This window comes from Ensifer sp. GW823-FHT05D09, assembly GCF_058795755.1.
In genome coordinates this window covers 126,228-150,844 of record NZ_JBXAIA010000013.1, presented here as the reverse complement: position 1 = coordinate 150,844, position 24,617 = coordinate 126,228, and the positions used below count along the sequence as shown (strand labels likewise).

The following is a 24,617-nucleotide window of genomic DNA, read 5'->3' as shown; positions in this document are numbered from 1 at the left end:
CGAGATCGATCAAGCTGAATTCAGCCAGCCTATCGATCTCCCCGTTGAGCTCGAACCAGACCCCACAATGTCGCCGTCGAAGCAGCTTTCTCGCTCGGCTTGTTGAGTTGGCCGAACACAGCACCATTCCCCAAAACCTCGATAGCGTTTGCCGTCGAAGCCGTCCGCCCAAACTATCAATTTCGCGGGCACCAACAACGCAATTTTTTGACTGCAAGAGGCCTCAAAACGAAACTGATTTCGCTGAGAAACGCGTCAAAGGAAACACTCTGCCTCAAGCATTGTTCCGCGGCCGATACGGCGTTCTCGGTGACGTGATTTGAGGTGGAAGAAAGTTATGCTATAGAAATTATAGATATTGAACATTCCTTGCTTACATCGTGCCATTCACCTTCGCATAATCGTCTCGTGAACTGTTTGACCAACAGTCGGTGGGCGTGCCGTCACTTTTGCCCATTCGCAAGAGGCTGATACCATGGCAAAAACCTTGATTATTCCGGGCCTGTTCGGCTCAGGTGCGGGGCATTGGCAACGTCACTGGCTGGACGACCAGCAGCAGGCCACCCTCGTTGAGCAGGACGATTGGGACCACCCGGTACTCGCGAGATGGCGCGACGCATTGGAGCGAGCCATAGTTCGACACGGTCTCGTGGATCTTGTCGCGCACAGTCTGGGCTGTATTCTCGTTGCCAGCCTGGCGCGAAGACCGCTGGCGCGTCATATCAGAAGCGCGCTTCTCGTGGCGCCATGCGACCTCGACGTGACTGAGCGGCTTCATCCCGGCGCGATCGAGTTCGGTGCCATGCCGGAGCAGCCGCTGCCGTTTCCGAGCCTGATCGTCGGCAGCCTCAACGACCCCTATATGTCTTTCGACCGGCTGCGGCACGTGTCCACCCGCTGGGGGAGCCGCCTCGTCGATCTCGGTCATGCCGGCCACATCAATGTTGCCAGTGGGTTCGGTCGCTGGCAGCGAGGTTATGACCTGCTGACGGTCTTGAACGGCATTGCGCGGCGCGAGCAGCCCTCGGTGAATGCTGTTCAGGCCGGTGAGAAGCGGGAGGTCAACGCCGCCGCGGGGCGGTAGAGAGGTGAGCGCGTCACCCCGTGCCCGCCGGCTCGAAACGGAGGTGTGCACAAAGGGCTTGATGTAGCTCCGTTTTCGCGCTCTAATAGCGCATAAACTTTATAGAGTATGCCGTATAGGGATGACCATGTGCCAAGGTGCCAGGCCAGCCAGAACAACGGATACCTCCTCGCCGGCCCATGCGGCTGGCGGCTCCATCCCCGACACTGCAGATATGCGCCAGCGCAGCGGCCGATCGCGGTGCAGGGCGATACCCCAAGGTCCGGTCCGTGTTCGGGATCGGAACAGCCATGCGTTTCAAACTTTGCCGACTGATCACAGTCAGGCAACAAGGGAGCTCACATGACTGTCCACGGATTGTTTGCCAAGATTTCGCCAGATAATGACGGTTCGCAGGCAAAACCGCGCATCGCCATCATCGGCCGGGGCTTCTCGGGGATCATGATGGCGATCGCGCTGATGAAGTCGGTACGAACGGCATTTCATGTTCATCTCTTCGACCCGCAACCGACGATCAGCGGCGGACAGGTGATGGCCGCCGCCCAGAGTGGCGAGATCCTCAATAGCCGCGTCCGGGATCTTTCGGTTGCTGCCGGGCAGCCTGAGGATTTCAACGAATGGCTTTGCGCAAATCAGGATTTCCGCTCCGCCGTTTCCGCAGCCATTCCCGGGTTCCAGCAAATCTTCGTACCGAAGAGCATTTTCAGCGATTATGTCTACCAGCGCTTTTCCGAAGCGTTGACGCGACGGCCGGATATTTCGATGCAACTCTCCTGCCAGGCGGTGCTCGGACTGCGGAAACTGTCGTCGGGACGCTTTCTCGTCCTGCAGGAGGAAGGCTCGATAGAATGCGATGTAGCCGTGCTTGCAACCGGATTCGGTATCCGCGCCCTCGAAATGGAAGTCGCGGATGAGGAGCGCCCGCTGGTGAGAGCGCGACGCTTGGTCGTGCCACGCCATGCGGTGCTGCTTGGCAGTGGCGTGCGCGTCGTCGATCGTCTGCTGCAAATGCGCGATAGCGGCTATGCCGGCGAAATCACCATTGTTTCTCGTCACGGGTTCCTGCCGCAGGCGCACACACGGCTGGCGGCAGCACCCACGTTCCCCGTCGATCCGATGCCGACAAGGCTTCGCGATATCGTCCCCTTCGTCCGCCACGCTTGCGCCGACGCCGAAGCCAACGGCCTTGGCTGGCAGGCGGCGATGAACGGGCTCAGGCGCCGCGCGCGTTCATTATGGCAATCCTTGCCGGAACACGAGAAGCGACAGTTCAACCGCCATCTGCGCTCGATCTACGACAGCCACCGCAATCGCCTGCCGGCACCCTTGCATCTGCGACTGCAGCAGGAATTGACCGATGGCCGCACCGTTGTGCGCAAGGGATGGGCAGGGCGTCGACGGTCGGACGGATTGATGGTTCGTTGGGCAGGGGTCACACAGGAAGAGCTGTTGGAGGCGGATCAGGTCATCGATTGCCGCTGTTCTGCGCCGGATCTCAAGGCTCCGGTCATCCAGAACCTCTTTGCCGGTGGCCTGGCGGAGCCGGACGAACTCGGGCTCGGCCTCGCGGTCAGCCCTGCGGGCGAGGTGCTTGCGGAAGGTCATCCGACCGCCAACCTCTACGCGGTCGGCCCTTTGGGTCTCGGCAGCCTGCCCGATATCGATCTGGTCCCGGAGATCGTGACGCAAACCTATGCTGCAGCACGGTTGATCGCAACGCGTCGCCGCGTGACCCAGAAGTCCGCATAGGGACGACGATGACCGACCGTCAGCGGCGGTTTGACCATGGAACCAGCCGCCGCTCCATCCACCGCGCAATAACTTCGAACAGGAAGGCAACGAGCGCGATCACCACAATGCCGGCAATGACGATGTCGGTGACGAGGAACTGTGCCGCGGACTGGATCATGAAGCCGAGGCCGCGTGTCGCGGCCACAAGCTCGGCGGCAACCAGCGTCGACCAGCCGGCGCCGAGCGCAATCCGCGTACCGGTGAGAATGGACGGCAGCGCGCCAGGCAGGATGACATGCGCTAGCAGTTGCCGTCGCGATGCACCGAAGGCGCGCGCGGCATTGATGTGGTCAACAGATGCGGATTTGACGCCTGATGCCGTCGACAGAATGATCGGAGGCAACATTGCCAGTGCGATTACGGCGATCTTCGAGGCTTCACCGATCCCGAGCCAGATGATGACCAGCGGCAGATAGGCAAGCGGCGGCAGCGGGCGGAGAAATTCCACGATCGGATCGAGGATGCCTTTGCCCCAACGGCTGGTTCCGATCGCCAGACCCGCGGGCACGCCAAGGATAAGGGCAGCGGCAAGAGCACCGAAGATGCGCGAAAGGCTGGCGGCGACATGCTGCACCAGCGTCGCATCGACAAATCCCGTCGTCGCCAGCCCGCTCAGTGCGCGAAGCACAGCAAGCGGTGAGGGCAGGAAGAGCGGCGGCACCAGCCCGTAAAACGAGACGAGGCTCCAAAGGCCGACAAGCGCGGCAATCGTCGCTGCTGAGATCCAGAGAACGGGCCGCGGCCGTGCTGGTCGCCCGGTATCCGTTTCACCCGTTGGTTCGTTGTCGATCGACGCCGTCTCCAGGGAAAGGGTCATGCTGCAACACCTTCGTCTTCTGAATGAATGAGACCGGTCAAGCCATCGTGCAGCCGCCGGAATTCGGCAGAGGCGCGCAGCTCGGATTGCGGTACGCCGGCGAGATAGTCCCGCGCGAAGTTCACCGGGATCACTCTTGCGATCCGGCCGGGGTTGGCATTGAGTACGATGACGCGCGTTGCCAGCATCAAGGCTTCATCGATGCTGTGCGTGATCAGTAGCGCGCCGGCACGGCTCGCCTGCCACATGTCCAGGAGAAATCCCTGCATGCGCACCCGCGTTAGTGCATCGAGGGCGCCGAGTGGCTCGTCCAACAACAGGAACCGCGGATGCGAGGCCAAGGCTCTTGCAATGCCGACACGTTGGCGCATGCCACCGGAAAGCTCCCAGACGTTGCGGTCGGCCGCATCCGGCAGGCCGACACGTTCGAGCAGAGCGCGCGCCTCCTTCAGCCGTTGGTCCCTGCCGACGCCGCGCAGGCGCAGCGGGAAAGCGACATTTTCAATCGCCGTCAGCCATGGATAAAGCGCGTCGTCCTGAAAGACGACCGCCCGGTCCGAGCCCGGTCCGGATAATGTCTGCCCATCAAGCGTGATCCGGCCACTGCTTGGCGCCAGGAAACCCGCTGCAAGGTTGAGCAGGCTGGTTTTGCCCGAACCGGACCTGCCGATCACCACGACGAAGTCGTCGCCGGCAATCTCCAGGTTGATCCGGTCCAGAACCAGCGGTGCCTGCGACCGACCATCGCCAGGTGCATAGCGCAGCGAGACATTTTCAAGCCCAAGCACCGACATTGTGCAGTCCTCTTACTCTCAGACGTGGATCGATGGGCGGACCGGCGGTTTGCCTGCAGGCGCTCCGCCAGCCCTTTGATTGCTAATCCAGTCGCTCAGAACGAGAGCTTGGCGGCTTCCTGTGCCCAGCGCGCCGAGACGTAAGGACCGTAATCGGCAAGAACCGCCGGGATCTTTCCCTGTTCGAGCAGGAAGGCCGACGTTTCGGCGACCGCCTTGGTAGTTGCGCCGCCGAGGAGATCGGGACCGGCCTGCTCCTCGAGGGACGGGAAATAATATCCCTTCAGCAAGGCCGGCACGTCCTCCTGTTTGGCACCCGTCAACCGAGCGATTTTTTCCGCCTGGGTCGAGGTTGCGTTCCACGCATCCGGCTTCGCTCGGTAATCGGCATAGGCGTCACCGGTCACCTTGACGAACCCGGTCACGATATCAGGATGCGCCTCCGCGAATTTCTTGCTGACGATCCAGGCGTCGAAGGTCGGGCCACCCCACTTGGCGACGTCGGCGGAGGTGGCGAGCACTGTCGATGTCTTCTTGATTTCGGACAGAACCGGATCCCAGACATAGGCGCCGTCAATGTCGCCGCGCGTCCAGGCTGCGGCGATTTCCGGCGGTCGCAGGTTGAGGATTTCGACGGATTTCGGATCGACGTTCCAATGCTTCAGTGCCGTCAACAGGCTGTAGTGCGCAGTCGACACGAAGGGAGTTGCGATCTTCTTGCCGGCAAGTTCCTCCGGCTTGCTGATGCCCTTGACCGCCAGAGCCTCCGCCTCGCTGATGAGGCCGACCACGAAGATGGTTTCGAACGGCAACTCACGGCTGGCAGCAGCCGCCAGCGGCGACGAGCCGACATAGCCGATATCGATCGAGCCGGATGCAAGGGCTGCGATGACATCCGCGCCGCCATCGAACTTCTGCCAGTTGATCTTTGCGCCAGTCACCTTTTCATAGGTTCCATCGGCCTGTGGCACGCGCGACGGCTCGACGATCGGCTGATAGCCGATGGTCAGCGTGGTGTCGGCGGCATGTGCTGCGAACAGTCCCTGTGTCGCCAGCAACAGCGCCGCGGTTGAGACCAAAAGGGTGCGTCTTGCGATTGTCATTGCCGTGCTCCTCAACGGTTTGCCGATGGCCCCGTCGTGGAGCCTGCAATGATAGTCTCAAAACCCATGGATTTTATGGAGATAAAAAATACCCCGTTTGCTCGACGGGGTATGACGCCATTCCAAACTTCGGCCACTTGCACGTCGTCTGTGCCCAAGTTGGGCCGATGCTTGCGGTTATGGCTGAAAGCTGCCGTAACGGCCGCCATGGTAAAGCACCGGCTCGCCAGCGCCGGAGGTAATTGCTAGGACCCTTCCCAGAATGATCGCGTGGCTATGGCGCTCGATGACTTCCTCGACTTCGCAATCGATAGCGGCGAGCGCACCGTGAAGAACAGAAGCACCGCTGACGAGGGTCCGCCAGTGCGCGCCGTCGTAGCGCGCCGAGCCTTTGAGGCCGCCGAAGCCGGCGAACCTTTCGGCGACGTGCTGCTGCTCGCTTGCGAGAATGTTGACGCAGAAATGACGGTAGCGTTCGATAACCGGCCAGGTGGACGACGTCCGGTTGATGTTGACGATCATCGTCGGTGGGTCGACCGACAGGGCCGTTGCCGACGTGACCGTCGCGCCGGTTCGGTCGTCGCCGACGCCGGCGGTGATGACCGAGACGCCACCTGAAAGATTGCGCATTGCCGACTTCAGTTCGTTAGCCGTGACCGGGGAGGGACGGTCGGCGGCATGACTGGATGTCGTGAATGCGGGGGAAGCGGCAAGAGCGATGTTCATGACAATATCCTCGAAAAATTTCACCTGCTTCCCGGTCGGCAATGCGCAATCCGGGAAAAATTTTTCCTCCACTCAAAAATGATCGCCTGATTTTTCATTGTCAATAAATTTTATAGAGTTTATCTTTTTCGAGCTGCCGGCCCTGTTGCCGTCCGCCACAGATCGCGTCCGAGGAGAATTCGCATGGGCAACACGCCTGACAAAATCAACGTTCTCTGGTTCCTGCCCACCCACGGCGACAGCCGCTATCTCGGCACGACGCGGGGAGGGCGCAATGTCGACCTGAACTACCTCAAGCAGGTCGCCCAGGCCGCCGATTCACTCGGCTATTACGGCGTATTGATACCCACTGGCCGCAGTTGCGAGGACAGCTGGGTGGTGGCGTCGGCGCTCGCGCCCTTGACCGAGAAGCTGCGCTTCTTGATCGCGGTGCGACCCGGCCTGTTGTCGCCGACGTTGGCTGCCCGGATGACAGCCACACTCGACCGACTTTCCGAGGGGCGGCTGCTCATCAACGTGGTGACCGGCGGCGATCCGACGGAAAACAAGGGCGACGGCATCCATCTCTCTCATGCCGAGCGCTACGAGGTCACCGAGGAATTTCTGAACGTTTACAAATCCGTGCTTCGTGGAGAAGACGTCACTTTCAAGGGAAAGCACTTCGACGTCGAAGGTGGCAAGCTGCTGTTTCGGTCGGTGCAACAACCGCATCCGCCGCTCTATTTCGGCGGTTCATCGGGCAAGGGCCAGGAGGTGGCGGCCAAGACGATCGACAAATACCTGACATGGGGAGAGCCGCCGGAGGATGTCGCCAAGAAGATCGCCGAGGTGCGCGCGCTGGCCGATGCCGAAGGCAGAGAGGTTACATTCGGCATCCGGTTGCATGTGATCGTCCGCGAGACGGCAAAGGAAGCGTGGCAGGCGGCTGATGAGCTGATACAATATGTTGATGACGAAACGATCGCCGCGGCACAAAAGGTGTTCGAGCGCATGGATTCGGTAGGTCAAAGCCGCATGAGCCGGTTGCATGGCGGCCGGCGCGACAAGCTTGAGGTAGCGCCCAATCTTTGGGCCGGCGTCGGTCTCGTGCGCGGCGGCGCTGGCACCGCACTCGTAGGTGACCCGGATCAGGTCAAGGCGCGGATGGAAGAATACCGCGAGATTGGCATCGATACTTTCATCATGTCCGGCTACCCGCATCTGGAGGAGGCCTATCGCTTCGGTGAACTCGTGCTGCCGAACCTGCCGCTTAACCATTCGGTCCCTGCCCGAGAAACGTCTATCAACACCGGCCCGTTCGGTGAGACCATCGCCGGCGACCACAGGCCGAAGCTCAAGGTCTCTCAATCGTGACGCGCCTATCCCGCCGACCGGTTGTCGCAATCATTGGCGGGGGGTTCACCGGTGCGGTGCTGGCAGCCAATCTCGCCAGGAACATGCCCGAACACGCGGCCGACGTCTTCGTCTTCGAACCGAGGTCGCGGCTTGGGGCCGGCCTCGCATACGACACGTCGGACCCGGCCCACCGCGTCAACGTACCGGCTGCGCGGATGAGCCTGTTGACGGACGATCCGGATGACTTCCTGCGATGGCTTGCGGCCAAGGGAGAACCTCGCGACGACCAGGATGCTCTTGCAGCCGACGGAAACCTCTACCCGAGGCGTACGGTCTTCGGCCGTTATGTGGGCGACTTTATCGCTCCGCTTCTTGCAAACGGGCAGGTCCACCACTGCCGTGAACGGGTGGTCCAGATCGCCAGGACGGGGGATCGGTGGCACATCAAGGCGGACGGCGGTACCGAGGTTCTGGCCGACATCGCCATCATCGCCACCACCCATCCGGCGCCATGCCCGCCTCAGCATGTTTCCAGCGCGCTTACCGGCCATCCGCGTTTCGTTCCCGATTCGACATCGTCAGGCGCCCTGTCGGTAATCCGCGCGGATGATCGCGTCCTGATTATCGGCAACGGGCTGACTGCGGCCGATGTCATCGCTTCCCTGCGCCGCAGCGGGCACCGTGGGACGATCACTGCCGTATCTCGCAGGGGGCTACGCTCGAGGGGGCACGCGACGACGGCGCAGGAACCATTCGGGGATTTCGTTGCCGACCCTTCGCGAACGGCGCGGACACTGTTGCGCCGAGTACGCCTTGCGCTGCAGCAGGTCCCGGCGGAAGGACGAAGCTGGCACGCCGTCTTCGATGCTTTGCGCGCACAGGGGGGCGACATCTGGAAAGCGCTGTCTGTTGCGGAGCGGAGGCGGCTCGTCCGTCACCTGCGCGTCTATTGGGACGTGCACCGATTCCGTGTCGCTCCGCAGATCGACGCGGTGATCACGCAAGGGCTTGAACATGGTGACATCAGGGTCATTGGCGGACTGGTGAAGGAGATAAGCCAGCAGGGCGAGACCATCATCGCCGAGATCCGCCACCGCCATACCAACCACGCTGAGACGATGAAATTTGACACTTGTGTCGTCACCACCGGTCCCGCACACACGAGCATCCTGGAGAGCCAGCGCTGGCTGGAGGAGTTGGCAGAAGGAGGGCACCTCCAACTGGATGCCGTCGGCCTCGGTCTTGCCTGCGATGACCAAAGCCGGGCAACCGACCGCGATGGAAACGGCAACGACACGCTTTTCATCGCCGGCCCGCTTGCCCGCGGCACGTTCGGCGAACTGATGGGGCTGCCTCAGGTCAACGAGCATGCGATCTTCGTTGCCGACCGGGTTGCGCGACGGCTGGAACATCAATTCCGGTTCGGGCCCGTGGCAAAGAGGGCCTGACACTCAGTGGATTTCTGCCCTGGCCCAAGGAAGCCGTGAGCCGCATCTAGCCTTCCTGCTGGCCTTCAAGACGCCGTGTCCAATCCTCGACAGTTCGGGTTGCCAAGCGTTTACTCGCATAGTCGCGCCAATTTCCCGGCAATATCGCGAGATTAGCGATTTCCCGGAGTGCATCCCAGTTCATCGTGTCGACGTAGAGATAATGCCAGAGCCGACGGATGGTCCAAGCAGGGTATAGGCGCTCGACCATGATGAGGGCATCGTCAGGGCAAACGCGTCCTTCCTCGATCACCCGATAGTACCATCCGGTGCGGCCGGATTGCTGGACGCGGCGGGCCATGTCGTTCAGCCCAAAGCGCTTGTTCAGTTTCCAGCATGGCTGCCTTCCCTGGCTGACTTCGAGAAGGGCACTCCCCAAACGGAAGCGATCTCCAACGGCAATGTCATCTTCGGTCAACCCTGAGGTCGACAGGTTCTCGCCGAACGCCCCCGGGTGATCGAGAACGGAGATCGGGCCGATCTCTGACTGCCAGAGCCGGTAATGATCACCGGGATAATGATGCACGGCCTTTTCGACGCCGCCATGTCGCTTGAGGTCGCCCTGATGATCGCCAATGAGCCCGGTAGCCGACAGGTTCAACGGTCCGGTAACCGGCCTCTTGTCGATGCCGCTCTGCGTTCCGCGTTCGTCGATCGCGGTCAGGTCGCCCACGAGCAATGCCTCGAGGGGGAATGGTTTTGCTCGATCAATCCGCATGCACCTGCTCCAACCATTCCGTGATCATGGCTTCGGCGGCGACTGCCAGTGTCGCTCCGAATTCAGCCGCATCGTTTCGGAGTTTTCCGATATCGATCTTGGCTGCCGCCAGCTCGCAGGCGTGGCCGACAAGCCACCGTTCGAACGCCGCTCCCGCATCCGCTTCAGGGTGAAACTGAAGCCCGAGTATGTTGCTGCCGATCGAGAACGCCTGTTGCACGTTCCTGGATGTCGATGCCAGCAGGGTTGCACCGGTGGGAAGGTCGTAGGTATCGCCGTGCCAATGCAGCATCGGCACCCGTTCCAGATGGCGAAGAGGAGAGGCACGGCCAGCCTCGTTGAGGCTGATCGGATCGAAACCGATCTCCTTGGCACCTGTCGGAAAGACCTTCGCGCCGCTTGCGCGGGCTATCAGTTGCGCGCCAAGGCAGATGCCCAGGGTCGGCCGTGCTGTCTTCAAGCGCGCACGCACGACTTCGACCTCCCGCTGCAGGAACGGGTAGGTCAAATCCTCATAGGCACCTATCGGCCCGCCGAGGGCAATCAGGAGGTCGGGAGCGTCCGGAACGAAATTCAGAAAATCTTCTGTTCCGACATCGCGGTACTTTATGTCGTAGCCGGCACGACGAAGGGGAGCGGCAAAGGTGCCGAGATCTTCGAAGTGAACGTGCCTGATCACCACGGCCGATTTCAGTGTCATCGTGTCCCTGTCTCCAAACTACGCAAGCTCCCCCCGGGGATAGTGCAGCCGTCCGTGCTGCAACCTGCGAGATCCTGACGCGTTGTTGCCGGTGGCTCGTTGAGGGCGTTTGCGAGCCATGCGCCGACGAGTAGATCGTCCTCGATGCCGAAGCGATGGTGGCGCACGGTACCGTCGCGGCCGATGATGATGGTCGTCGGCGTGCCGCGCATGCCATAGCGCTGCATCGTACGCGGTATCGGTGTATCGGCCGCTGCGGCGTCGACACCGATCGGGAAGGTCAGCCGGTATTCGTGGATGAAGGCCCTGAGAGCCTCCGGCCCCATCGCCGCATGGTGTTCAAAGACTGTGTGCAGCCCGATCACCTGAAGGTCCGTGTCGCGAAACAGGCTTTGCACGCGCTGGGTTTGCGGCAGCGCGTGCGAGACGCAAGCCGGGCAAAGCATCTGAAAGGCATGAATGAAGACGACGCGTCCGCGCAGCATATCGAGGTTGAGCGGCGCGGTGGTGTTGAACCAGCTGGTGACTTCCAGTTCTGGCGCCTGATTTGGGGTATCAGCGATCATGGGGCCGTTCCTTTGGGAGGGGGCGGGCAGGCAGACCTGCCCGCCGGGTTCTCAGGCAGCTTCGCGCACCAGCTTGACGCCGGGGAAATCGACCGGCACGGCGAGCGCTACGTTGATGTAGTTGGTGAAAAGATTGAGCGCGACATGTGCGATGATCTCGACGATATCCTGATCGTCGAAGCCGCTATCGCGCACTGTCTTGATGTGGGCATCCGACACCTGGCCGCGCCTGTCGACCAGGCTCCGGGCGAATGAGAGCACCGCCGCCGTCTTCGGGTCGCTGGAGTGGCCGCGCTGGGCGTCGGCCATTTCCTGCGCGGTGGCGCCGGCCTTGCGACCGAGTGCGGTATGGGCGGCAAGGCAATAGTGGCAGTCATTGCGGTCGGCGACGGCAACGGCGATCTGCTCGCCGAGCTTGGCGCCGAGCCGGCCATCGCCGAGTGCGCCGAACGAACCCCACATGCTGGCAAGGGCCGCCGGGGAGTTGGCGACTGCCTTGAACATGTTCGGCGTCGCGCCGAAGGCCGCGTGGATGTTGCCCAACAGTTCGGCGCTGGTGCCGGTTGCCGACTTGGGGTCAACTAGATTAATTCTGCTCATGGTTTTCTCTTTCTATTCGCGTGGAGGGAGAAAATGCCGGTCCGCCGATGGCAGTCGACGGACCGGCGCCGACATCATCGAGGCTGAAAGTCCGCTTGAATGCGGTGGGTTCTTTCGGTCCCGACGGTGAAGAGGCTTGTCCTGGCGACCTCTGCAAGCGTGGGCGTGGCAGCGCCGGATGCATTGGTCAGAACAGTGGATGAGCGACGAATGTACTTCATGGCATCTGGTCTTGGCCTCAGGCCGCGCCGCGGTTGAAGATTGTCCAGGCAGATGCCTGGGCCGACGGATCTGCTGTTTCGTATTCGCCGCAATCGATCCGCAAATCGGCCTGGCCGAACGGTGCGTTGACGAAGGCGCAATGGTGGGGCTCTCTCGAATTCGGATAGACGTTCGGCTGAAAGTATCGACAGTTTACGCACATGCGCTGTTCCGGGATGGCGCCGGACACTTGCAACGAGCGGATGATCTTGACGAGATGCAGGAGCAAATCTTGCTGCTCGAGCGTCGACAGCGCGGCGAAGGCATCGTCTGTTGACGAGGCAATCATGCCGGCGCTGCGCACCGCAGCCTCACCTTCGGCCGTCGCGGCCACTGCCACGGCGCGCGCGTCAGAAGGATCTGCAAGCTTTTCGACAAAGCCTTTGCGCGTCAGAGCGTTGATCGAGTCGGTTGCGGTCGGCTGGCTGACGCCGAGATAGGCGGCGATCTGCTTGACCCGCATGCCCGTCTTGCCGCGACCGACCAGAAAGATAAGGATCTGCAGCTGCGTCGGGTTCAGCCCGATGACATCAGCTGCCGTCCAAGCTTCGGTGCGCATGGCGGTCGCGACGCGGGAGAACCCGTCGCTGATGCGGTCGATAATCCCAGGCGATGTTTTGGTGCTCGTGGTCATGCATTATATATATAGGAGTCCTAAGTATTGTCAATTCGCCGCAACGGGAAACCGTCCGCAATTTGACGCGCATCAAATTGCAAGTGCCGCCTTGGGCCTATCACTGCGTCGAACAACCCAAGCACGGGCTGCTCGGTCAAACGGAGAAGACGATGTTGAAAGCAATCAAGAGCGGATTGGGCCTCGCAGTGGCGGTCATGCTGATCGCAGCGCCCGCAACCGCCGCGGATTTCGAAGTGCACATGCTCAACAAGGGCAAGGAAGGCGCGATGGTTTTTGAGCCTGCGTCGCTGAAGGTTGCTGCCGGCGATACGGTGACATTCATTCCGACCGACAAGGGGCATAACGTCGAAACCATCAAGGGCATGATCCCGGACGGTGCGGAAGCCTTCAAGAGCAAGATCAACGAAAACTACAAGGTCACCTTCACTGCACCCGGTGTCTATGGCGTGAAATGCACGCCGCACTACGGCATGGGCATGGTCGGTGTCGTCCAGGTGGGCGACAGCCCCGCCAATCTCGACGCGGCCAAGGGCGCCAAGAACCCGAAGAAGGCGCAGGAGCGGCTGGATGCCGCCCTCGCCGCGCTCGGCAACTAAGGCTGAGGCTTGCCAAAAACGAGCGGGCAGGGACAGGCCGCTCGAAGGCGCCGCTTAACTGGGCGGAAGGCGGTGCCATCCGGTGGAACCAATGCGACACGTTCGCGTTGGTTCCGCATGGATCAGATCGTTGCAGACATGTTTCCCCCGTCCCACATCCCTTATCAGGTCATCTTCGCGCGCATGCTCGCATCCCTGATGATGGGTGCGCTTATCGGTTTCGAGCGTGAGGCGAAATCGCGCCCGGCCGGGCTGAAGACGCACATGCTTGTATCCCTTGCCGCATGTACCTTCTCGATCATTTCCCTTGAAAGCGTCTACATGAAGGGCTTCTTCGACCAGAGGGTTCAGATCGACCCGCTGCGCGTCGTTGAAGCGGTGACCGCGGGCGTTGCCTTTCTTGCGGCGGGCACCATCGTCCTGTCGCGCGGGCGCGTGCAGGGCCTGACCACCGGCAGCAGCCTCTGGCTGGCTGGCGCTATCGGCCTTTCACTCGGCTTCGGCCATTGGATCATCGCCATCTTTGCCGCGGGGTCTGCCTTCTTCGTCCTTACCGTCGTCGGCTGGTTCGCAGCGACGTCCAAGGACGAGGCAAAGACGAACGACGGGCCCAAGTCCGCCAAGCTGTCCGGCGACGCCTCCGCCGCTCACAACCGCGTTCGCTAGACGCCCTTCCTTTTCGATCCGCGCGGGATGTCCGCTTCGGCTGTGGGTGGCTGGATCCGCTCATGCCTCTTCGGTGGCGCATGGTGTCGACCGCCATCTTGCGATCGCGGTCGACCTATTGCGCCTTGCAAATCGCCTGCATATGTGAACATTATCTTCAGATAAGAACACTTATGGAGGAAACTATGCCCGACGACAGTCGAGAAATACGCGTCCCAGGCGCCAGCAGCGATGGCGGGCCACCCGTACTGACGCGAATCGGTGCAGGGTCTTCCCATGAGTGAATTCTCGCCAACCGTTGGTGTCTCGACGACTTACCCGGCCGACATGCCGGAGGATCACGCCGCCCTGCCGGTGTGGAACGCTGAAAACTGGTTCTACGAGGATTGGCCGGTCGGCCAGCGTATCCGCTCGCTGCGCCGGACGATTTCGGAGAGCGACAGCCACCTGTTCAACACGCTGGTCGTCGATATTCACCCGTATGTGCAGGATCAGATGTTTGCCGAACGAGAAGGCATTTTTGGCCGCCGCCTGGTGGCCGGTGCTTTCGTCTTTTCGGCCGGTCTCGGTCTTGTTGCCACCAATTGTGTCAACGCCTTCTCCTACGGCTACGACAAGCTGCGCTTCATCAAGCCGGTGTTTCTCGGCGATACGATCTACACCATCCGCACCAACATGGACAAAACGCCGCGCTACAAGGAGCTGGGCCTGATCCGGGCCAGTTATCAGGTGTTCAAGAACGAGGGCGAGCTGGTGCTCTACTGCGAGCATCTGCAGACGGTGAAATACAACAATCCGGCCGACTTCGTCGGCAAGACAGAGAAATAAGAATGACGATGCACGAGGAAAACGAACTGCCACTTGCCGGTCTTGTCGTCGTCGACATGAGCCAGTTTCTCTCCGGCCCCTATTGCTCCCTGCGACTGATGGATCTCGGCGCCCGCGTCATCAAGATCGAACGCCCGGATGGAGGCGACCTGTCGCGACGTCTCTATTTGAGTGACACCGAGATCGGTGGCGACTCCACCATCTTCCACGCGATCAATCGCGCCAAGGAGAGCCTGGCGATTGATCTCAAGAACGAAGCCGACGTGGCGGCGCTGAAGGCGCTGCTCGCCAAGGCCGACGTCCTGATCCAGAATTTTCGCCCCGGCGTCATCCAGCGGCTTGGGCTCGATTACGAAGCGGTGCGGGCGATCAACCCGCGTATCGTCTATGCCTCGATCAGCGGCTACGGTGAGGAGGGCCCTTGGGTCAAGCGCCCCGGTCAGGACCTGCTGGCGCAGGCGCGCTCCGGCGTCATGTGGCTGAACGGCGACGAGGCGCAGGGGCCAGTTCCCTTCGGCCTTGCGATCGGCGATATGCTGGCGGGTGCCGCCGCCGCCCAGGGGATTCTTGCCGGCCTTGTGCGCCGCGGCATCTCCGGCAAGGGCAGTCTGATCGAAACCAGCCTGCTCGAAGCACTGGTCGATTTCCAGTTCGAGGTGCTGACGACGCATCTCAACGACGGCAGGCGGCTGCCGAAGCGCTCCGATTTCCGCAGCGCCCATGCCTATCTCTCGGCCCCATATGGCGTCTATCCTGCCAAGGACGGTTACCTCGCCATCGCGATGACGCCGATCCCCAAACTCGCCCAGCTCCTGGAGATGCCGCAGCTCGCGCCCTATTGCGACGAGCCGTCGTCATGGTTTTCGGCACGCGACGAGATCAAGGCACTGGTTGCCGAGCGGATCAGTGAAGGCACTGTGGACCATTGGCTCGCCGTGCTCGAGCCAGCCGACATCTGGTGCGCTCGCGTGCTCAACTGGAACGAACTGCTGGAGAGCGACGGTTTCCAAACGCTCGACATGCTGCAGACTGTCAACCGCGAAGACGACGTGTCGATCCTGACGACGCGTTCGCCCCTCAGGGTCAACGGAAGGCGTGCCCAGGTCGATCGGGCCGCTCCGAGGATCGGCGAACACAGTGCCGCGATCCGTGAGGAGTTCGGTCTATGAGCGTCGTTCTCAAGGGCATGACCTGGAGCCATCCGCGCGGCTACGATCCGATGATGGAATGCTCGAAGCTCTGGCAGGAGAAGACTGGCGTCGCCATTCACTGGGAGAAACGCTCGCTGCAAGACTTCGAGACATTTCCCGTCGAAGAGCTTGCAAGGGCTTACGATCTGATCGTCATCGATCATCCGCATGTCGGGCAAATCACCAATGAAGGGTGCCTGGCTCCGCTCGATGTGGCTGGCCGGGAGGCAGAACGTTCAGCACTTGCGGCAGGTTCGGTCGGGCAATCTTACCCGAGCTATGCCTGGAAGGGGCGGCAATGGGCCTTCCCGATCGATGCGGCGACACAAGTCCAGGCCTGGCGGCCGGATCTCGGTGAACGGGTATCGACCTGGTCTGATATGCTGGATCTCGCCCGCAAGGGAAAAGTCCTGCTGCCGATGCGGCCGCCGCATTCGTTGATGAGTTTTTACACGCTCTGCGGCAATCTCGGCCATGCTTGCAGGGTGGACGGTCGAGCAGAGCTTGTCGATGTCGATGGGGGCGTGGTCGCCTTCGAAATGTTTTCCGAGCTTGCTGCGCTGATAGATCCGGCCTGCTTCGATATGGATCCCATCGCGGTTCTTGAAGCCATGGCAGTACCGGAGGCAACGGCCGCCTGCGCGCCGCTGATCTATGGCTATGTCAGCTACTCGGTCGCCGGCTTCCGCCCATCGCTCGTCCGGTTCGGCGATATCCCGGTTGTGGGCGGGAACGGCCCTGCAGGCTCGGCACTCGGAGGGACGGGCATCGCCGTTTCAGCATTCTCATCGAACGCCATGGCTGCAACCGACTTTGCCTATTGGGTCGCAAGCGGCGAAGTCCAGCGCCAAGCCTATGCATTTGGCGGCGGCCAACCGGGACATGCCGATGCCTGGGAGGACGATGCGGTGAATGAGGCGACATCAGACTTCTACCGCGCGACCCGTCAGACGCTCGAAACCGCATGGGTGCGGCCCCGGCACGACGGCTACATGCCGTTCCAGCAGGCGGCTTCGGACCGCATCAATGAGGGGCTCTTGCGCAAGGAGAGGGCGAGGGACGTCATCGACGACGTCAATCGGCTCTTTGCTGCAAGCTTCGCCCCAGCGTAAAGCGAAACACCGGAGATGAGCGTTCGGCTCATCTCCGGTGTCCTTGGAAAGTCTGCCCCTGCTGTATCATGCGTCGAGTTGTCGGCGGTCACAATCGATTGGTCGACGAACACGCGCCTGCTTAAAGGACCGCAGCGGCCTGTGCGGGGCAGCCGGAACGCGCGGTGGCGTATATAGAGCGCAGATAGGTGCTGGGCGCCGCTCCCTGCCTATCCGAGATTCCAGATCCGGCGTGCATTGGCTGAAAGCAGTTTTGTCCGCTCATCCGCGCTGCAGCCCTGGATCAGGGCGTGGGTGGCCGCAACCCAGGTCGACAGGTTTCCGCCGAGCGTGCACACAGGCCAGTCGCTACCCCAGACCACGCGATCCCAACCGAAGGCAGCGATCGTATGCTCGACATAGGGCCTCAGCGTTTGTGCAGTCCAGTTTTCATCGGCATAGGCAATGACACCGGATATCTTGGCGACAACGTTCGGCCGTTTGGCGACCTCGCTCATGTGGTCACGCCACGGATGTTCGGCGCCGCTACGGATATCGGGGACGCCGCAATGGTCGAGCACGAACTGCAGGTCCGGCACGAGATCGGCAAGCGCGATCGCTTTCGGAATCTGGTGAGGCAGGACGCAGAGGTCGAATGTAAAACGGCTGCCGCCAAGCCGCCTGATGTTCTCGCGGAAGAGCGCGGCTTCCGACAGTTCGTCCGGCATGACATGCAGGACGCGGCGAAAACCCTTGACCAGCGGGTCGGCCTGCTGGCGCTCCAGATAGGCGGCAAAGCCTTCCTCCTCCGGGCGGCATGCGGCAATTGCACCCTTGAGCAGGCTGCCCGGTCTTTGCCCAAGCTGCCGGATTTCCGACGTCTCCAGCTCCATCTCGCCGGGATCGACATCGACTTCCATGTGCAGCGCGGCCTCGATGCCGACACGACGAGCTTCCGCCTCGTAGGTCGCATAGAGGAAATCCCTGTCCAAGGCCGGCACCCCTGCCAGCCAGGGGTAGGTCAGGGCAGACTTGTTGATGAGATGCAGATGGGTATCGACGATCACGATGCGGTCTCCTCCGTATACTCTACACTCTCACATGGAAAGAGACTATTCAAATAAGAAATGCTCTTCGAATCGCGATCTCGAAAGTCGGTTGCGAGCATTTAGCCGGCAACCTTTCATTCGGAGGATTGCGCCACATCTGACCCCGCAAGCACCGAAAGCTGGGTCGCCGCGCTACGCAGGAGCGAGATCGTTTCGGTGATATCGGGAGCCGACGGTGCGTTGACCAGGGCGATATAGGGAATGGTCAATGCAGCGATGCCACGACCGTCAGGCCCAAGAATGGGGGCCGAAAGGTTGTAGACGCCGGCCGTCTGCGCGCTTGCCATCATCTCATAGCCACGCTCGCGGATCTGGTCGAGACGCGCATAGAATTCCGGACCGAGCGAGATCTCGTCCTTGCTGCGCGCGTGCTCGGCGATCATCATCTCGCGCTCCTCCGGTGTGCGGAAGGCGAGCAGGATGTGGCCCGAGCCGGTGTCGAACAGGCTGATATGGGAGCCGACCCGGATCGAGATCCCCCAGTAATCCGGCGCTTCCTGCTGGGCGATGACCACAGCCGAGCCGCGATCGAATACGGCTAGCTGGTTCGCCTGCTTCGACCGCTGCGCGAGGTCGCGCATCAATGGCGTCGCATAGGAGGCAAGGCGCCGGACCGGGGCGTGGAGCTGGGCGAGGCCGAACAGCTTCAGTGTCAGCGAATAGCGGTCGCCATCGATGCGGGTGACATAACCGCGGCGCACGAGCCGGTCGAGCATCCGGTAGAACTCGTTGGGGCTGCGATTGAGCCGCTTCGAGATTTCCGCCTGCGTCAAACCGCCATCGACACTTGCCAGCAGTTCGAGAATATCAAGTCCCTTGTCGAGCGCGGGGGCGCGGTAGCGATCGGACTCTTCGGTGTCCATGAGCGTCCTCCTTAGTGAATATGAGTATCCATATACGCAGAGAAAGCCGCCGACAAAAGAAAGTTGACCCTTGACGGGTGATAAAATTGTTGTTTGTATATGAATTAGTTTCTCACAAATGAGAAATGCGTGCCGGGATGAGGGCGCGCTTCAGTGGAGGAGAGGTCATGAACAGGCTGCTTTCCGGCGTATCGGCCGGAGTCATCATGCTTGCCTGCGCAGTGGGAGCGGCCAATGCCGCGGAACTGCCGGGCAAGTTCGAGGGCGTCACCATCGACGCCAAGCTGATCGGCGGACAGCAATACGAAAAGCTCTATGAGCGGATCGCGGAATGGGAAAAGGCGACCGGCGCCAAGGTCAACATCCTGTCGAAGAAGAATCACTTCGAGCTCGACAAGGAGATCAAGTCGGATATCGCCACGGGCGGCATCAGCTGGTGCGTCGGTTCGAACCACTCGTCGTTCGCCCCGCAGTACCCCGACATCTACACCGATCTGTTGGCGCTGCTGCCGCCGGAAGAGGTCGCGAAGTTCGTGCCTGCCGTCATCGACGCCTCGACACTCGGCGGCAAGCTTGTCATGCTTCCGCGCGCACAGTTCGACGTCTCGGCACTCTACTATCAAAAGAGCCTTTATCAGGACGAGGCCAAGAAGGCGGCGTTCAAGGAAAAGTATGGCTATGACCTGACGCCGCCGGACACCTGGGCCCAGGTCAGCGACCAGGCCGAGTTCTTCGCCGCACCGCCGAATTTCTACGGAACCCAGTTTGCCGGCAAGGAAGAGGCCATCAACGGCCGCTTCTATGAAATGCTGGTCGCCGAAGGCGGCGAATACCTCGACAAGGACGGCCGTCCGGCCTTCAACTCCGAGGCCGGCATCAAGGCCCTCGACTGGTTCGTCAAGCTCTACAAGGACAAGGCCGTTCCTCCGGGCACGACCAACTATCTCTGGGACGATCTCGGCCAGGGCTTCGCCTCCGGCTCGATCGCCGTCAACCTCGACTGGCCTGGCTGGGCAAGTTTCTTCAACGATCCGAAGTCGTCGAAGATCGCCGGCAATGTCGGCGTCAAGGTTCAGCCTGCCGGTTCTTCTGGCAAGCGCACCGGCTGGTCCGGTCACCACGGCTTCTCGGTCACCGAGGATTGCGCCAACAAAGAAGCAGCTGCCTCGCTCGTCTGGTGGCTGACCAACGAGGACAGCCAGAAGCTGGAATCGGCACCGGGCCCGCTGCCGACACGCACCGCCGTCTGGGAATACAACATCAAGGCTGCCGAAGGCGACGCCTACAAGACCGAGGTCCTGCAGGCTTTCCAGGAAGCGGCAAAGCACGCCTTCCCGGTTCCGCAGACGGCAGAGTGGATCGAAATCTCCAACGCCGTCTACCCGGAACTCCAGGCCGCCATCCTCGGTGACAAGACGTCCAAGGAGGCGCTGGATAGCGCCGCGGAAAAGGCAACCGGCATCCTGGAAGACGCCGGTAAGCTCTGATCTGAGATAAGGAAGGCGGCGCCGATACCAAGGTGTCGGCGCCGCCTTCATCATTTACTGCATAACGTCCTGATCGGAAGTGATCTGGAGTCAATTATGCAGCAAGTTTAGCGCCTTGTAGCGTCTCTCTCGTGTCATTTCTGATACGCGGCGCTGCGAAGTCACCCTCAGGAATGCCTGATGAAGCTCAAGAAACTGTCCGCACCGGTCCTTCTGCTGCTGCCGGCTTTTGTCGTGCTGGCGGCGGTCATCGTGTTGCCGCTCCTCTTTTCGTTCTATTCGAGCTTCACGCCGTTCCGGCTGACCAAGCCCGAAACGCTTTGGATCTTCGTCGGCCTGCGCAACTACATCACCGTGTTGAGCAACTGGGATTTCTGGGTCGCCTTCGGCCGCACCGTCCTTCTTCTCACCGTGGCGCTCAACACGGAGATGCTGCTCGGCCTCGGGCTGGCGCTGCTCGTCAACAAGGCAACGCACGGCCAGCGGTTGCTGCGCACGATCATGATGTTCCCGATGATGTTCTCCCCTGTTCTCGTCGGATTCCAGTTCAAGTTCATGTTCAACGACAATATCGGTTTCGTGAACAATGCGCTGCAGTCGCTCGGCCTGACGGACCGCGCCATCCCCTGGCTGATCGACGGCAATCTGGCGATGATCTCGATCATCATTGCCGAGGTCTGGTCGTCGACGGCGGTCTTTGCGATCCTCATTCTCGCCGGTCTTCTCGCCATGCCGAAGGATCCGGTCGAGGCGGCGCATGTGGATGGCTGCACGCCGTGGCAGACCTTCCGCTACGTCACCTGGCCCTATCTCATGCCGTTTGCCTTCATCGCCATGACGATCCGCTCGCTCGATGTCGCGCGCGCCTATGACATCGTCAAGATCATGACCGATGGTGGTCCGGCCAAGCGTACCGAACTCCTGTGGACCCTGATTGGCCGTACGGCCTATGCCGATGCCCGCATGGGCATGGCGAACGCGATGGCGTACGTCGCCATCCTGCTGTCGATCGTCTTCACCGTCTATTTCTTCCGCAAGCTCGCCGCCGCGCGCCAGCAGATCGGAGCCGAGTGGTAATGGATATCAATTCTTCACATCGTCTGCGCCGGCGTCTCCTGAAGACGGCGCATCTGATCGGGCTGTTTCTGGCGATGGCGGTGATCTGCCTGCCGGGCCTCTGGATCGTGCTGTCGTCGCTGCGCCCGACCGTCGAGATCATGGCGAAGCCGCCGGTCTGGATTCCGGAAAGCATCTCGCTCGACGCCTATCGCGCCATGTTCGCCGGCGCGGGGCAGGGCGGGGTTCCCGTCTGGGATTATTTCCGCAACTCACTGATCATCTCCGTCACCTCGACGGTGATCGCGCTCGCGATCGGCATGGCCGGCGGTTATGCCTTTGCCCGATATCGCTTCAAGGCGAAGTCGGCGATCTTCCTCGGCTTCATGCTGACACGGGCCGTTCCCGGGATCGCCTTGTCCTTGCCGCTGTTCATGATCTACGCCCGCACCGGCATCATCGACACGCATTTCTCGCTGATTCTGACTTACGTTGCGCTGAACGTGCCTTTCACCATCTGGCTGATCGACGGCTTCTTCCGCCAGGTGCCGAAGGATCTGGCCGAAGCCGCCCAGATCGACGGCTGCACGCCCTGGCAGGCCTTTTGGCAAGTGGAGTTTCCGCTGGCCGGCCCTGGCATCGCATCTGCCGGCATCTTCGCCTTCCTCACGTCCTGGAACGAATATGCGCTGGCCTCGCAGATCACTCGCTCGGTCAACTCGAAGACCCTGCCGGTTGGCCTGCTCGATTACACCGCCGAGTTCACGATCGACTGGCGCGGCATGTGCGCGCTCGCCGTGGTCATGATCGTCCCGGCGCTCACGCTCACCTTCATCATTCAAAAGCACCTCGTTTCGGGCCTGACCTTCGGCGCGGTGAAAGGATAAACTCATGGCTCCTGTCACCCTCAGGAAACTTGTCAAACGCTATGGCGCGCTCGAAGTCGTTCACGGCATCGATCTCGAGGTGAAGGACCGCGAGTTCATCGCGCTGGTCGGCCCGTCCGGCTGCGGCAAATCGACGACGCTGCGCATGATCGCCGGTCTCGAAGACGTCAGCGGCGGCGCCATCGAGATCGGCGGCCGCGCGGTCAACGACCTGCCGCCGCGCGCGCGCAACATCTCTATGGTGTTCCAGTCCTATGCGCTCTATCCGCATATGACTGTTGCCGAGAACATGGGCTTCTCGCTGAAGATAGCGGGCCGCTCCGCCGAAGACATCAAGGCGCGCGTTGACGAGGCCGCTGCGATCCTCGATCTCGGCCATCTCCTGGAGCGCCGCCCGTCGCAGCTCTCCGGTGGCCAGCGCCAGCGCGTGGCAATGGGCCGCGCGATCGTGCGCCAGCCGGACGTCTTCCTGTTCGACGAGCCGCTCTCGAACCTCGACGCCAAGCTGCGCACCCAGGTGCGCACCGAAATCAAGAAGCTTCATGCCCGCATGCGGGCGACGATGATCTATGTGACGCATGACCAGGTCGAGGCGATGACGCTATCCGACCGCATCGTCATCATGCGCGACGGCCATATCGAGCAGGTCGGAACGCCGGAAGAAGTGTTCCAGAAGCCTTCGACGAAGTTCGTTGCCGGCTTCATCGGCTCGCCGCCGATGAACATGGACGAGGCCATCGTCGACAATGGCCAACTGGTGTTTGCAAGCGGCGTCCGGCTGCCAGTCCCGCCACGGTTTGCCGGTGCTCTTCGTGCCGGTCAGAAGGTGACGTTCGGCCTGCGCCCTGACGATATCTACCCGACGGGCCACGGCCTTCACGCCGGTGATGCCTCGGCCGTGCACGAGGTCGATCTACCTGTCACTATCACCGAGCCGCTCGGCAACGAGACGCTGGTGTTCATTCAGTTCAATGGCCGCGACTGGGTTTCGCGCATGCTCAATCCGCGCCCGCTGCGTTCCGGCGAGAGCGTGCGCATGAGCTTCGATCTCTCCCGCGCCCATCTCTTCGACATCGACACAGGAAAGGCTCTGGAAGGCTGACATGGCAAGGATCGAGAAAATTGAACTGCGCATGGTCGATCTGCAGCCGAAGGTGAAGCGGACTGACGCGATCCAGAGCTTTGTCAGCCAGGAGACGCCGATCGTCACGATCACCGATTCCGACGGCGCGACGGGAACCGGCTACAGCTACACGATCGGCACCGGCGGATCCTCCGTCATGCGCTTGCTCTCCGACCACCTCGTTCCGATCCTGATCGGCGAGGATGCCGATTGCATCGAGGCCATCTGGCACAAGATGGAGTTTGCCACCCACGCCACCACCATCGGCCCGATCACGGCGCTGGCGCTTGCCGCTATCGACGTCGCGCTCTGGGACCTGCGTGCCAAAAAGCAGAACCTGCCGCTCTGGAAGCTTGCCGGCGGCGCCAAGGACAATTGCCCGCTTTACACCACCGAGGGCGGTTGGCTGCATATCGAGAAGGAAGCGCTCGTCGAGGACGCCCTCCAGGCCAAGGCCAAGGGCTTTTCCGGCTCCAAGGTCAAGATCGGCAAGCCACACGGCTCCGAGGACTATGATCGCCTGTCAGCGATGCGCAAGGCGCTCGGCGACGGCTTCGAGATCATGACCGACTGCAACCAAGGCTTCACCGTCGACGAGGCGATCCGCCGGGCAGCGCGGCTGCAGGAACTGGATCTCGCCTGGATCGAGGAGCCGCTGCCGGCCGATGATCTCGATGGCCATATCCGCCTGACGCGCTCGACCCCAACGCCGATCGCCGTCGGCGAATCCATGTATTCGATCCGGCATTTCCGCGAATACATGCAGAAGGGCGCCTGCTCGATCGTCCAGGTCGACGTTGCCCGCATCGGCGGCATCACCCCATGGCTGAAGGTCGCACATGCGGCCGAAGCTTTCGACATCCCGGTCTGCCCGCACTTCCTGATGGAACTGCATGTCAGCCTCGTCTGTGCCGTGCCGAACGGCAAATATGTCGAATACATTCCTCAGCTCGACGAGTTGACGGAGAAGGGCATGGAAATCCGCGCCGGTCGTGCCATCGCGCCGTCGGAAGCCGGGATCGGCATCGCCTGGGACTGGGATGCGGTGAAGGCGCGCTCGATCGACGAGTTCACCCGGGAATTTGCGAAGTAGGGGAGATCG

The 24,617-nt window shown here is 61.5% G+C and carries 25 protein-coding genes; 14 read left to right on the top strand and 11 right to left on the bottom strand.

The window, feature by feature from the left end:
• Positions 1 to 475: 475 nt before the first annotated feature.
• Positions 476 to 1,084, top strand: coding sequence for an RBBP9/YdeN family alpha/beta hydrolase (locus AC1Q80_RS28135; protein WP_492362580.1), 609 nt, complete (start codon positions 476 to 478; stop codon positions 1,082 to 1,084).
• Between the two features lie 342 nt (positions 1,085 to 1,426).
• Positions 1,427 to 2,833 carry an FAD/NAD(P)-binding protein gene (locus tag AC1Q80_RS28130; RefSeq protein ID WP_492362579.1) on the top strand — a complete coding sequence of 469 codons (1,407 nt, stop codon included), beginning with the start codon at positions 1,427 to 1,429 and terminating at the stop codon, positions 2,831 to 2,833.
• A 19-nt stretch (positions 2,834 to 2,852) separates the two neighbouring features.
• Here the strand turns inward: AC1Q80_RS28130 and AC1Q80_RS28125 are convergent, their stop codons facing one another.
• The 4 genes from AC1Q80_RS28125 to AC1Q80_RS28110 all read right to left on the bottom strand — a co-directional run bounded on the left by AC1Q80_RS28125 (position 2,853) and on the right by AC1Q80_RS28110 (position 6,315).
• Positions 2,853 to 3,692 (bottom strand): ABC transporter permease subunit, encoded by an 840-nt coding sequence (locus AC1Q80_RS28125; RefSeq protein ID WP_492362578.1) that lies wholly within the window; start codon positions 3,690 to 3,692, stop codon positions 2,853 to 2,855.
• Positions 3,689 to 4,486 (bottom strand): taurine ABC transporter ATP-binding protein, encoded by a 798-nt coding sequence (locus AC1Q80_RS28120; protein ID WP_173421974.1) that lies wholly within the window; start codon positions 4,484 to 4,486, stop codon positions 3,689 to 3,691. The genes AC1Q80_RS28125 and AC1Q80_RS28120 overlap by 4 nt, the downstream gene beginning before the upstream one ends.
• 95 nt (positions 4,487 to 4,581) lie before the next feature.
• Positions 4,582 to 5,589 (bottom strand): taurine ABC transporter substrate-binding protein, encoded by a 1,008-nt coding sequence (tauA, locus tag AC1Q80_RS28115; RefSeq protein WP_492362577.1) that lies wholly within the window; start codon positions 5,587 to 5,589, stop codon positions 4,582 to 4,584.
• Positions 5,590 to 5,766: 177 nt separating this feature from the next.
• Positions 5,767 to 6,315, bottom strand: a complete 549-nt coding sequence (locus AC1Q80_RS28110; RefSeq protein WP_173421976.1) for a flavin reductase family protein — start codon at positions 6,313 to 6,315, stop codon at positions 5,767 to 5,769.
• 183 nt (positions 6,316 to 6,498) lie between these two features.
• On the opposite strand from AC1Q80_RS28110, the gene ssuD reads away from it, so the two are divergent.
• Both ssuD and AC1Q80_RS28100 read left to right on the top strand, forming a co-directional pair.
• A complete protein-coding gene (gene ssuD, locus AC1Q80_RS28105) occupies positions 6,499 to 7,668 on the top strand; it encodes an FMNH2-dependent alkanesulfonate monooxygenase (RefSeq protein ID WP_492362576.1) in 1,170 nt (389 codons plus the stop codon).
• Positions 7,665 to 9,098, top strand: a complete 1,434-nt coding sequence (locus AC1Q80_RS28100) for an FAD/NAD(P)-binding protein (RefSeq protein WP_492362575.1) — start codon at positions 7,665 to 7,667, stop codon at positions 9,096 to 9,098. Before ssuD ends, AC1Q80_RS28100 begins: the two co-directional genes overlap by 4 nt.
• A gap of 46 nt (positions 9,099 to 9,144) precedes the next feature.
• On the opposite strand, the gene AC1Q80_RS28095 is transcribed toward AC1Q80_RS28100, so the two are convergent.
• The 5 genes from AC1Q80_RS28095 to AC1Q80_RS28075 form a co-directional block, all read right to left on the bottom strand.
• On the bottom strand, positions 9,145 to 9,855 hold the full coding sequence (locus AC1Q80_RS28095) for an MOSC domain-containing protein (RefSeq protein ID WP_492362574.1): 711 nt from the start codon (positions 9,853 to 9,855) through the stop codon (positions 9,145 to 9,147).
• The gene (locus AC1Q80_RS28090; RefSeq protein ID WP_210264535.1) at positions 9,845 to 10,555 is read right to left on the bottom strand and encodes a glutamine amidotransferase; all 711 of its coding nucleotides are present in this window, start codon (positions 10,553 to 10,555) and stop codon (positions 9,845 to 9,847) included. The genes AC1Q80_RS28095 and AC1Q80_RS28090 overlap by 11 nt, the downstream gene beginning before the upstream one ends.
• Positions 10,552 to 11,121 (bottom strand): redoxin domain-containing protein, encoded by a 570-nt coding sequence (locus AC1Q80_RS28085; RefSeq protein ID WP_492362573.1) that lies wholly within the window; start codon positions 11,119 to 11,121, stop codon positions 10,552 to 10,554. The genes AC1Q80_RS28090 and AC1Q80_RS28085 overlap by 4 nt, the downstream gene beginning before the upstream one ends.
• Positions 11,122 to 11,172: 51 nt before the next feature.
• Positions 11,173 to 11,721 carry a carboxymuconolactone decarboxylase family protein gene (locus AC1Q80_RS28080; protein ID WP_492362572.1) on the bottom strand — a complete coding sequence of 183 codons (549 nt, stop codon included), beginning with the start codon at positions 11,719 to 11,721 and terminating at the stop codon, positions 11,173 to 11,175.
• Between the two features lie 238 nt (positions 11,722 to 11,959).
• On the bottom strand, positions 11,960 to 12,616 hold the full coding sequence (locus AC1Q80_RS28075) for a MarR family winged helix-turn-helix transcriptional regulator (protein ID WP_492362571.1): 657 nt from the start codon (positions 12,614 to 12,616) through the stop codon (positions 11,960 to 11,962).
• 197 nt (positions 12,617 to 12,813) lie between these two features.
• On the opposite strand from AC1Q80_RS28075, the gene AC1Q80_RS28070 reads away from it, so the two are divergent.
• From AC1Q80_RS28070 to AC1Q80_RS28050, 5 genes are all read left to right on the top strand, one after another.
• A complete protein-coding gene (locus tag AC1Q80_RS28070; RefSeq protein ID WP_234941794.1) occupies positions 12,814 to 13,215 on the top strand; it encodes a pseudoazurin in 402 nt (133 codons plus the stop codon).
• 117 nt (positions 13,216 to 13,332) lie between these two features.
• The gene (locus AC1Q80_RS28065; protein ID WP_173421983.1) at positions 13,333 to 13,881 is read left to right on the top strand and encodes an MgtC/SapB family protein; all 549 of its coding nucleotides are present in this window, start codon (positions 13,333 to 13,335) and stop codon (positions 13,879 to 13,881) included.
• A gap of 276 nt (positions 13,882 to 14,157) precedes the next feature.
• Positions 14,158 to 14,709: a MaoC family dehydratase gene (locus tag AC1Q80_RS28060; RefSeq protein WP_173421984.1), complete on the top strand. Its 552-nt coding sequence runs from the start codon at positions 14,158 to 14,160 to the stop codon at positions 14,707 to 14,709.
• Positions 14,710 to 14,717: 8 nt separating this feature from the next.
• Positions 14,718 to 15,878, top strand: a complete 1,161-nt coding sequence (locus AC1Q80_RS28055; RefSeq protein WP_492362582.1) for a CaiB/BaiF CoA transferase family protein — start codon at positions 14,718 to 14,720, stop codon at positions 15,876 to 15,878.
• The gene (locus tag AC1Q80_RS28050) at positions 15,875 to 17,011 is read left to right on the top strand and encodes an extracellular solute-binding protein (RefSeq protein WP_492362570.1); all 1,137 of its coding nucleotides are present in this window, start codon (positions 15,875 to 15,877) and stop codon (positions 17,009 to 17,011) included. Before AC1Q80_RS28055 ends, AC1Q80_RS28050 begins: the two co-directional genes overlap by 4 nt.
• Before the next feature lie 209 nt (positions 17,012 to 17,220).
• On the opposite strand, the gene AC1Q80_RS28045 is transcribed toward AC1Q80_RS28050, so the two are convergent.
• Together AC1Q80_RS28045 and AC1Q80_RS28040 are read right to left on the bottom strand one after the other, a co-directional pair.
• Positions 17,221 to 18,057, bottom strand: coding sequence for an amidohydrolase family protein (locus AC1Q80_RS28045; protein WP_492362569.1), 837 nt, complete (start codon positions 18,055 to 18,057; stop codon positions 17,221 to 17,223).
• A gap of 116 nt (positions 18,058 to 18,173) precedes the next feature.
• Positions 18,174 to 18,962: an IclR family transcriptional regulator gene (locus AC1Q80_RS28040; RefSeq protein WP_025428736.1), complete on the bottom strand. Its 789-nt coding sequence runs from the start codon at positions 18,960 to 18,962 to the stop codon at positions 18,174 to 18,176.
• Between the two features lie 167 nt (positions 18,963 to 19,129).
• On the opposite strand from AC1Q80_RS28040, the gene AC1Q80_RS28035 reads away from it, so the two are divergent.
• The 5 genes from AC1Q80_RS28035 to AC1Q80_RS28015 all read left to right on the top strand — a co-directional run bounded on the left by AC1Q80_RS28035 (position 19,130) and on the right by AC1Q80_RS28015 (position 24,608).
• The gene (locus AC1Q80_RS28035; protein WP_492362568.1) at positions 19,130 to 20,449 is read left to right on the top strand and encodes an ABC transporter substrate-binding protein; all 1,320 of its coding nucleotides are present in this window, start codon (positions 19,130 to 19,132) and stop codon (positions 20,447 to 20,449) included.
• Between the two features lie 180 nt (positions 20,450 to 20,629).
• Positions 20,630 to 21,526: a carbohydrate ABC transporter permease gene (locus tag AC1Q80_RS28030; RefSeq protein ID WP_112806807.1), complete on the top strand. Its 897-nt coding sequence runs from the start codon at positions 20,630 to 20,632 to the stop codon at positions 21,524 to 21,526.
• The gene (locus tag AC1Q80_RS28025; RefSeq protein ID WP_025428739.1) at positions 21,526 to 22,392 is read left to right on the top strand and encodes a carbohydrate ABC transporter permease; all 867 of its coding nucleotides are present in this window, start codon (positions 21,526 to 21,528) and stop codon (positions 22,390 to 22,392) included. The genes AC1Q80_RS28030 and AC1Q80_RS28025 overlap by 1 nt, the downstream gene beginning before the upstream one ends.
• A 4-nt stretch (positions 22,393 to 22,396) precedes the next feature.
• Entirely contained in the window at positions 22,397 to 23,494 is a 1,098-nt protein-coding gene (locus AC1Q80_RS28020; protein WP_492362567.1) for an ABC transporter ATP-binding protein, read from the top strand.
• A gap of 1 nt (position 23,495) precedes the next feature.
• Entirely contained in the window at positions 23,496 to 24,608 is a 1,113-nt protein-coding gene (locus tag AC1Q80_RS28015; protein WP_492362566.1) for a mandelate racemase/muconate lactonizing enzyme family protein, read from the top strand.
• Positions 24,609 to 24,617 lie beyond the last annotated feature (9 nt).

What these genes read in the sequence shown, in the direction of transcription:
- AC1Q80_RS28030 (WP_112806807.1), top strand. Translation starts at nt 20,630, where the DNA reads ATGAAGCTCAAGAAACTGTCCGCACCGGTCCTTCTGCTGCTGCCGGCT.
- ssuD (WP_492362576.1), top strand. Translation starts at nt 6,499, where the DNA reads ATGGGCAACACGCCTGACAAAATCAACGTTCTCTGGTTCCTGCCCACC.
- AC1Q80_RS28125 (WP_492362578.1), bottom strand. Translation starts at nt 3,692, where the DNA reads ATGACCCTTTCCCTGGAGACGGCGTCGATCGACAACGAACCAACGGGT.
- AC1Q80_RS28130 (WP_492362579.1), top strand. Translation starts at nt 1,427, where the DNA reads ATGACTGTCCACGGATTGTTTGCCAAGATTTCGCCAGATAATGACGGT.
- AC1Q80_RS28025 (WP_025428739.1), top strand. Translation starts at nt 21,526, where the DNA reads ATGGATATCAATTCTTCACATCGTCTGCGCCGGCGTCTCCTGAAGACG.
- tauA (WP_492362577.1), bottom strand. Translation starts at nt 5,589, where the DNA reads ATGACAATCGCAAGACGCACCCTTTTGGTCTCAACCGCGGCGCTGTTG.
- AC1Q80_RS28035 (WP_492362568.1), top strand. Translation starts at nt 19,130, where the DNA reads ATGAACAGGCTGCTTTCCGGCGTATCGGCCGGAGTCATCATGCTTGCC.
- AC1Q80_RS28070 (WP_234941794.1), top strand. Translation starts at nt 12,814, where the DNA reads ATGCTGATCGCAGCGCCCGCAACCGCCGCGGATTTCGAAGTGCACATG.
- AC1Q80_RS28040 (WP_025428736.1), bottom strand. Translation starts at nt 18,962, where the DNA reads ATGGACACCGAAGAGTCCGATCGCTACCGCGCCCCCGCGCTCGACAAG.
- AC1Q80_RS28050 (WP_492362570.1), top strand. Translation starts at nt 15,875, where the DNA reads ATGAGCGTCGTTCTCAAGGGCATGACCTGGAGCCATCCGCGCGGCTAC.
- AC1Q80_RS28135 (WP_492362580.1), top strand. Translation starts at nt 476, where the DNA reads ATGGCAAAAACCTTGATTATTCCGGGCCTGTTCGGCTCAGGTGCGGGG.
- AC1Q80_RS28075 (WP_492362571.1), bottom strand. Translation starts at nt 12,616, where the DNA reads ATGACCACGAGCACCAAAACATCGCCTGGGATTATCGACCGCATCAGC.
- AC1Q80_RS28060 (WP_173421984.1), top strand. Translation starts at nt 14,158, where the DNA reads ATGAGTGAATTCTCGCCAACCGTTGGTGTCTCGACGACTTACCCGGCC.
- AC1Q80_RS28055 (WP_492362582.1), top strand. Translation starts at nt 14,718, where the DNA reads ATGCACGAGGAAAACGAACTGCCACTTGCCGGTCTTGTCGTCGTCGAC.
- AC1Q80_RS28085 (WP_492362573.1), bottom strand. Translation starts at nt 11,121, where the DNA reads ATGATCGCTGATACCCCAAATCAGGCGCCAGAACTGGAAGTCACCAGC.
- AC1Q80_RS28015 (WP_492362566.1), top strand. Translation starts at nt 23,496, where the DNA reads ATGGCAAGGATCGAGAAAATTGAACTGCGCATGGTCGATCTGCAGCCG.
- AC1Q80_RS28065 (WP_173421983.1), top strand. Translation starts at nt 13,333, where the DNA reads ATGGATCAGATCGTTGCAGACATGTTTCCCCCGTCCCACATCCCTTAT.
- AC1Q80_RS28090 (WP_210264535.1), bottom strand. Translation starts at nt 10,555, where the DNA reads ATGACACTGAAATCGGCCGTGGTGATCAGGCACGTTCACTTCGAAGAT.
- AC1Q80_RS28080 (WP_492362572.1), bottom strand. Translation starts at nt 11,721, where the DNA reads ATGAGCAGAATTAATCTAGTTGACCCCAAGTCGGCAACCGGCACCAGC.
- AC1Q80_RS28095 (WP_492362574.1), bottom strand. Translation starts at nt 9,855, where the DNA reads ATGCGGATTGATCGAGCAAAACCATTCCCCCTCGAGGCATTGCTCGTG.
- AC1Q80_RS28120 (WP_173421974.1), bottom strand. Translation starts at nt 4,486, where the DNA reads ATGTCGGTGCTTGGGCTTGAAAATGTCTCGCTGCGCTATGCACCTGGC.
- AC1Q80_RS28110 (WP_173421976.1), bottom strand. Translation starts at nt 6,315, where the DNA reads ATGAACATCGCTCTTGCCGCTTCCCCCGCATTCACGACATCCAGTCAT.
- AC1Q80_RS28020 (WP_492362567.1), top strand. Translation starts at nt 22,397, where the DNA reads ATGGCTCCTGTCACCCTCAGGAAACTTGTCAAACGCTATGGCGCGCTC.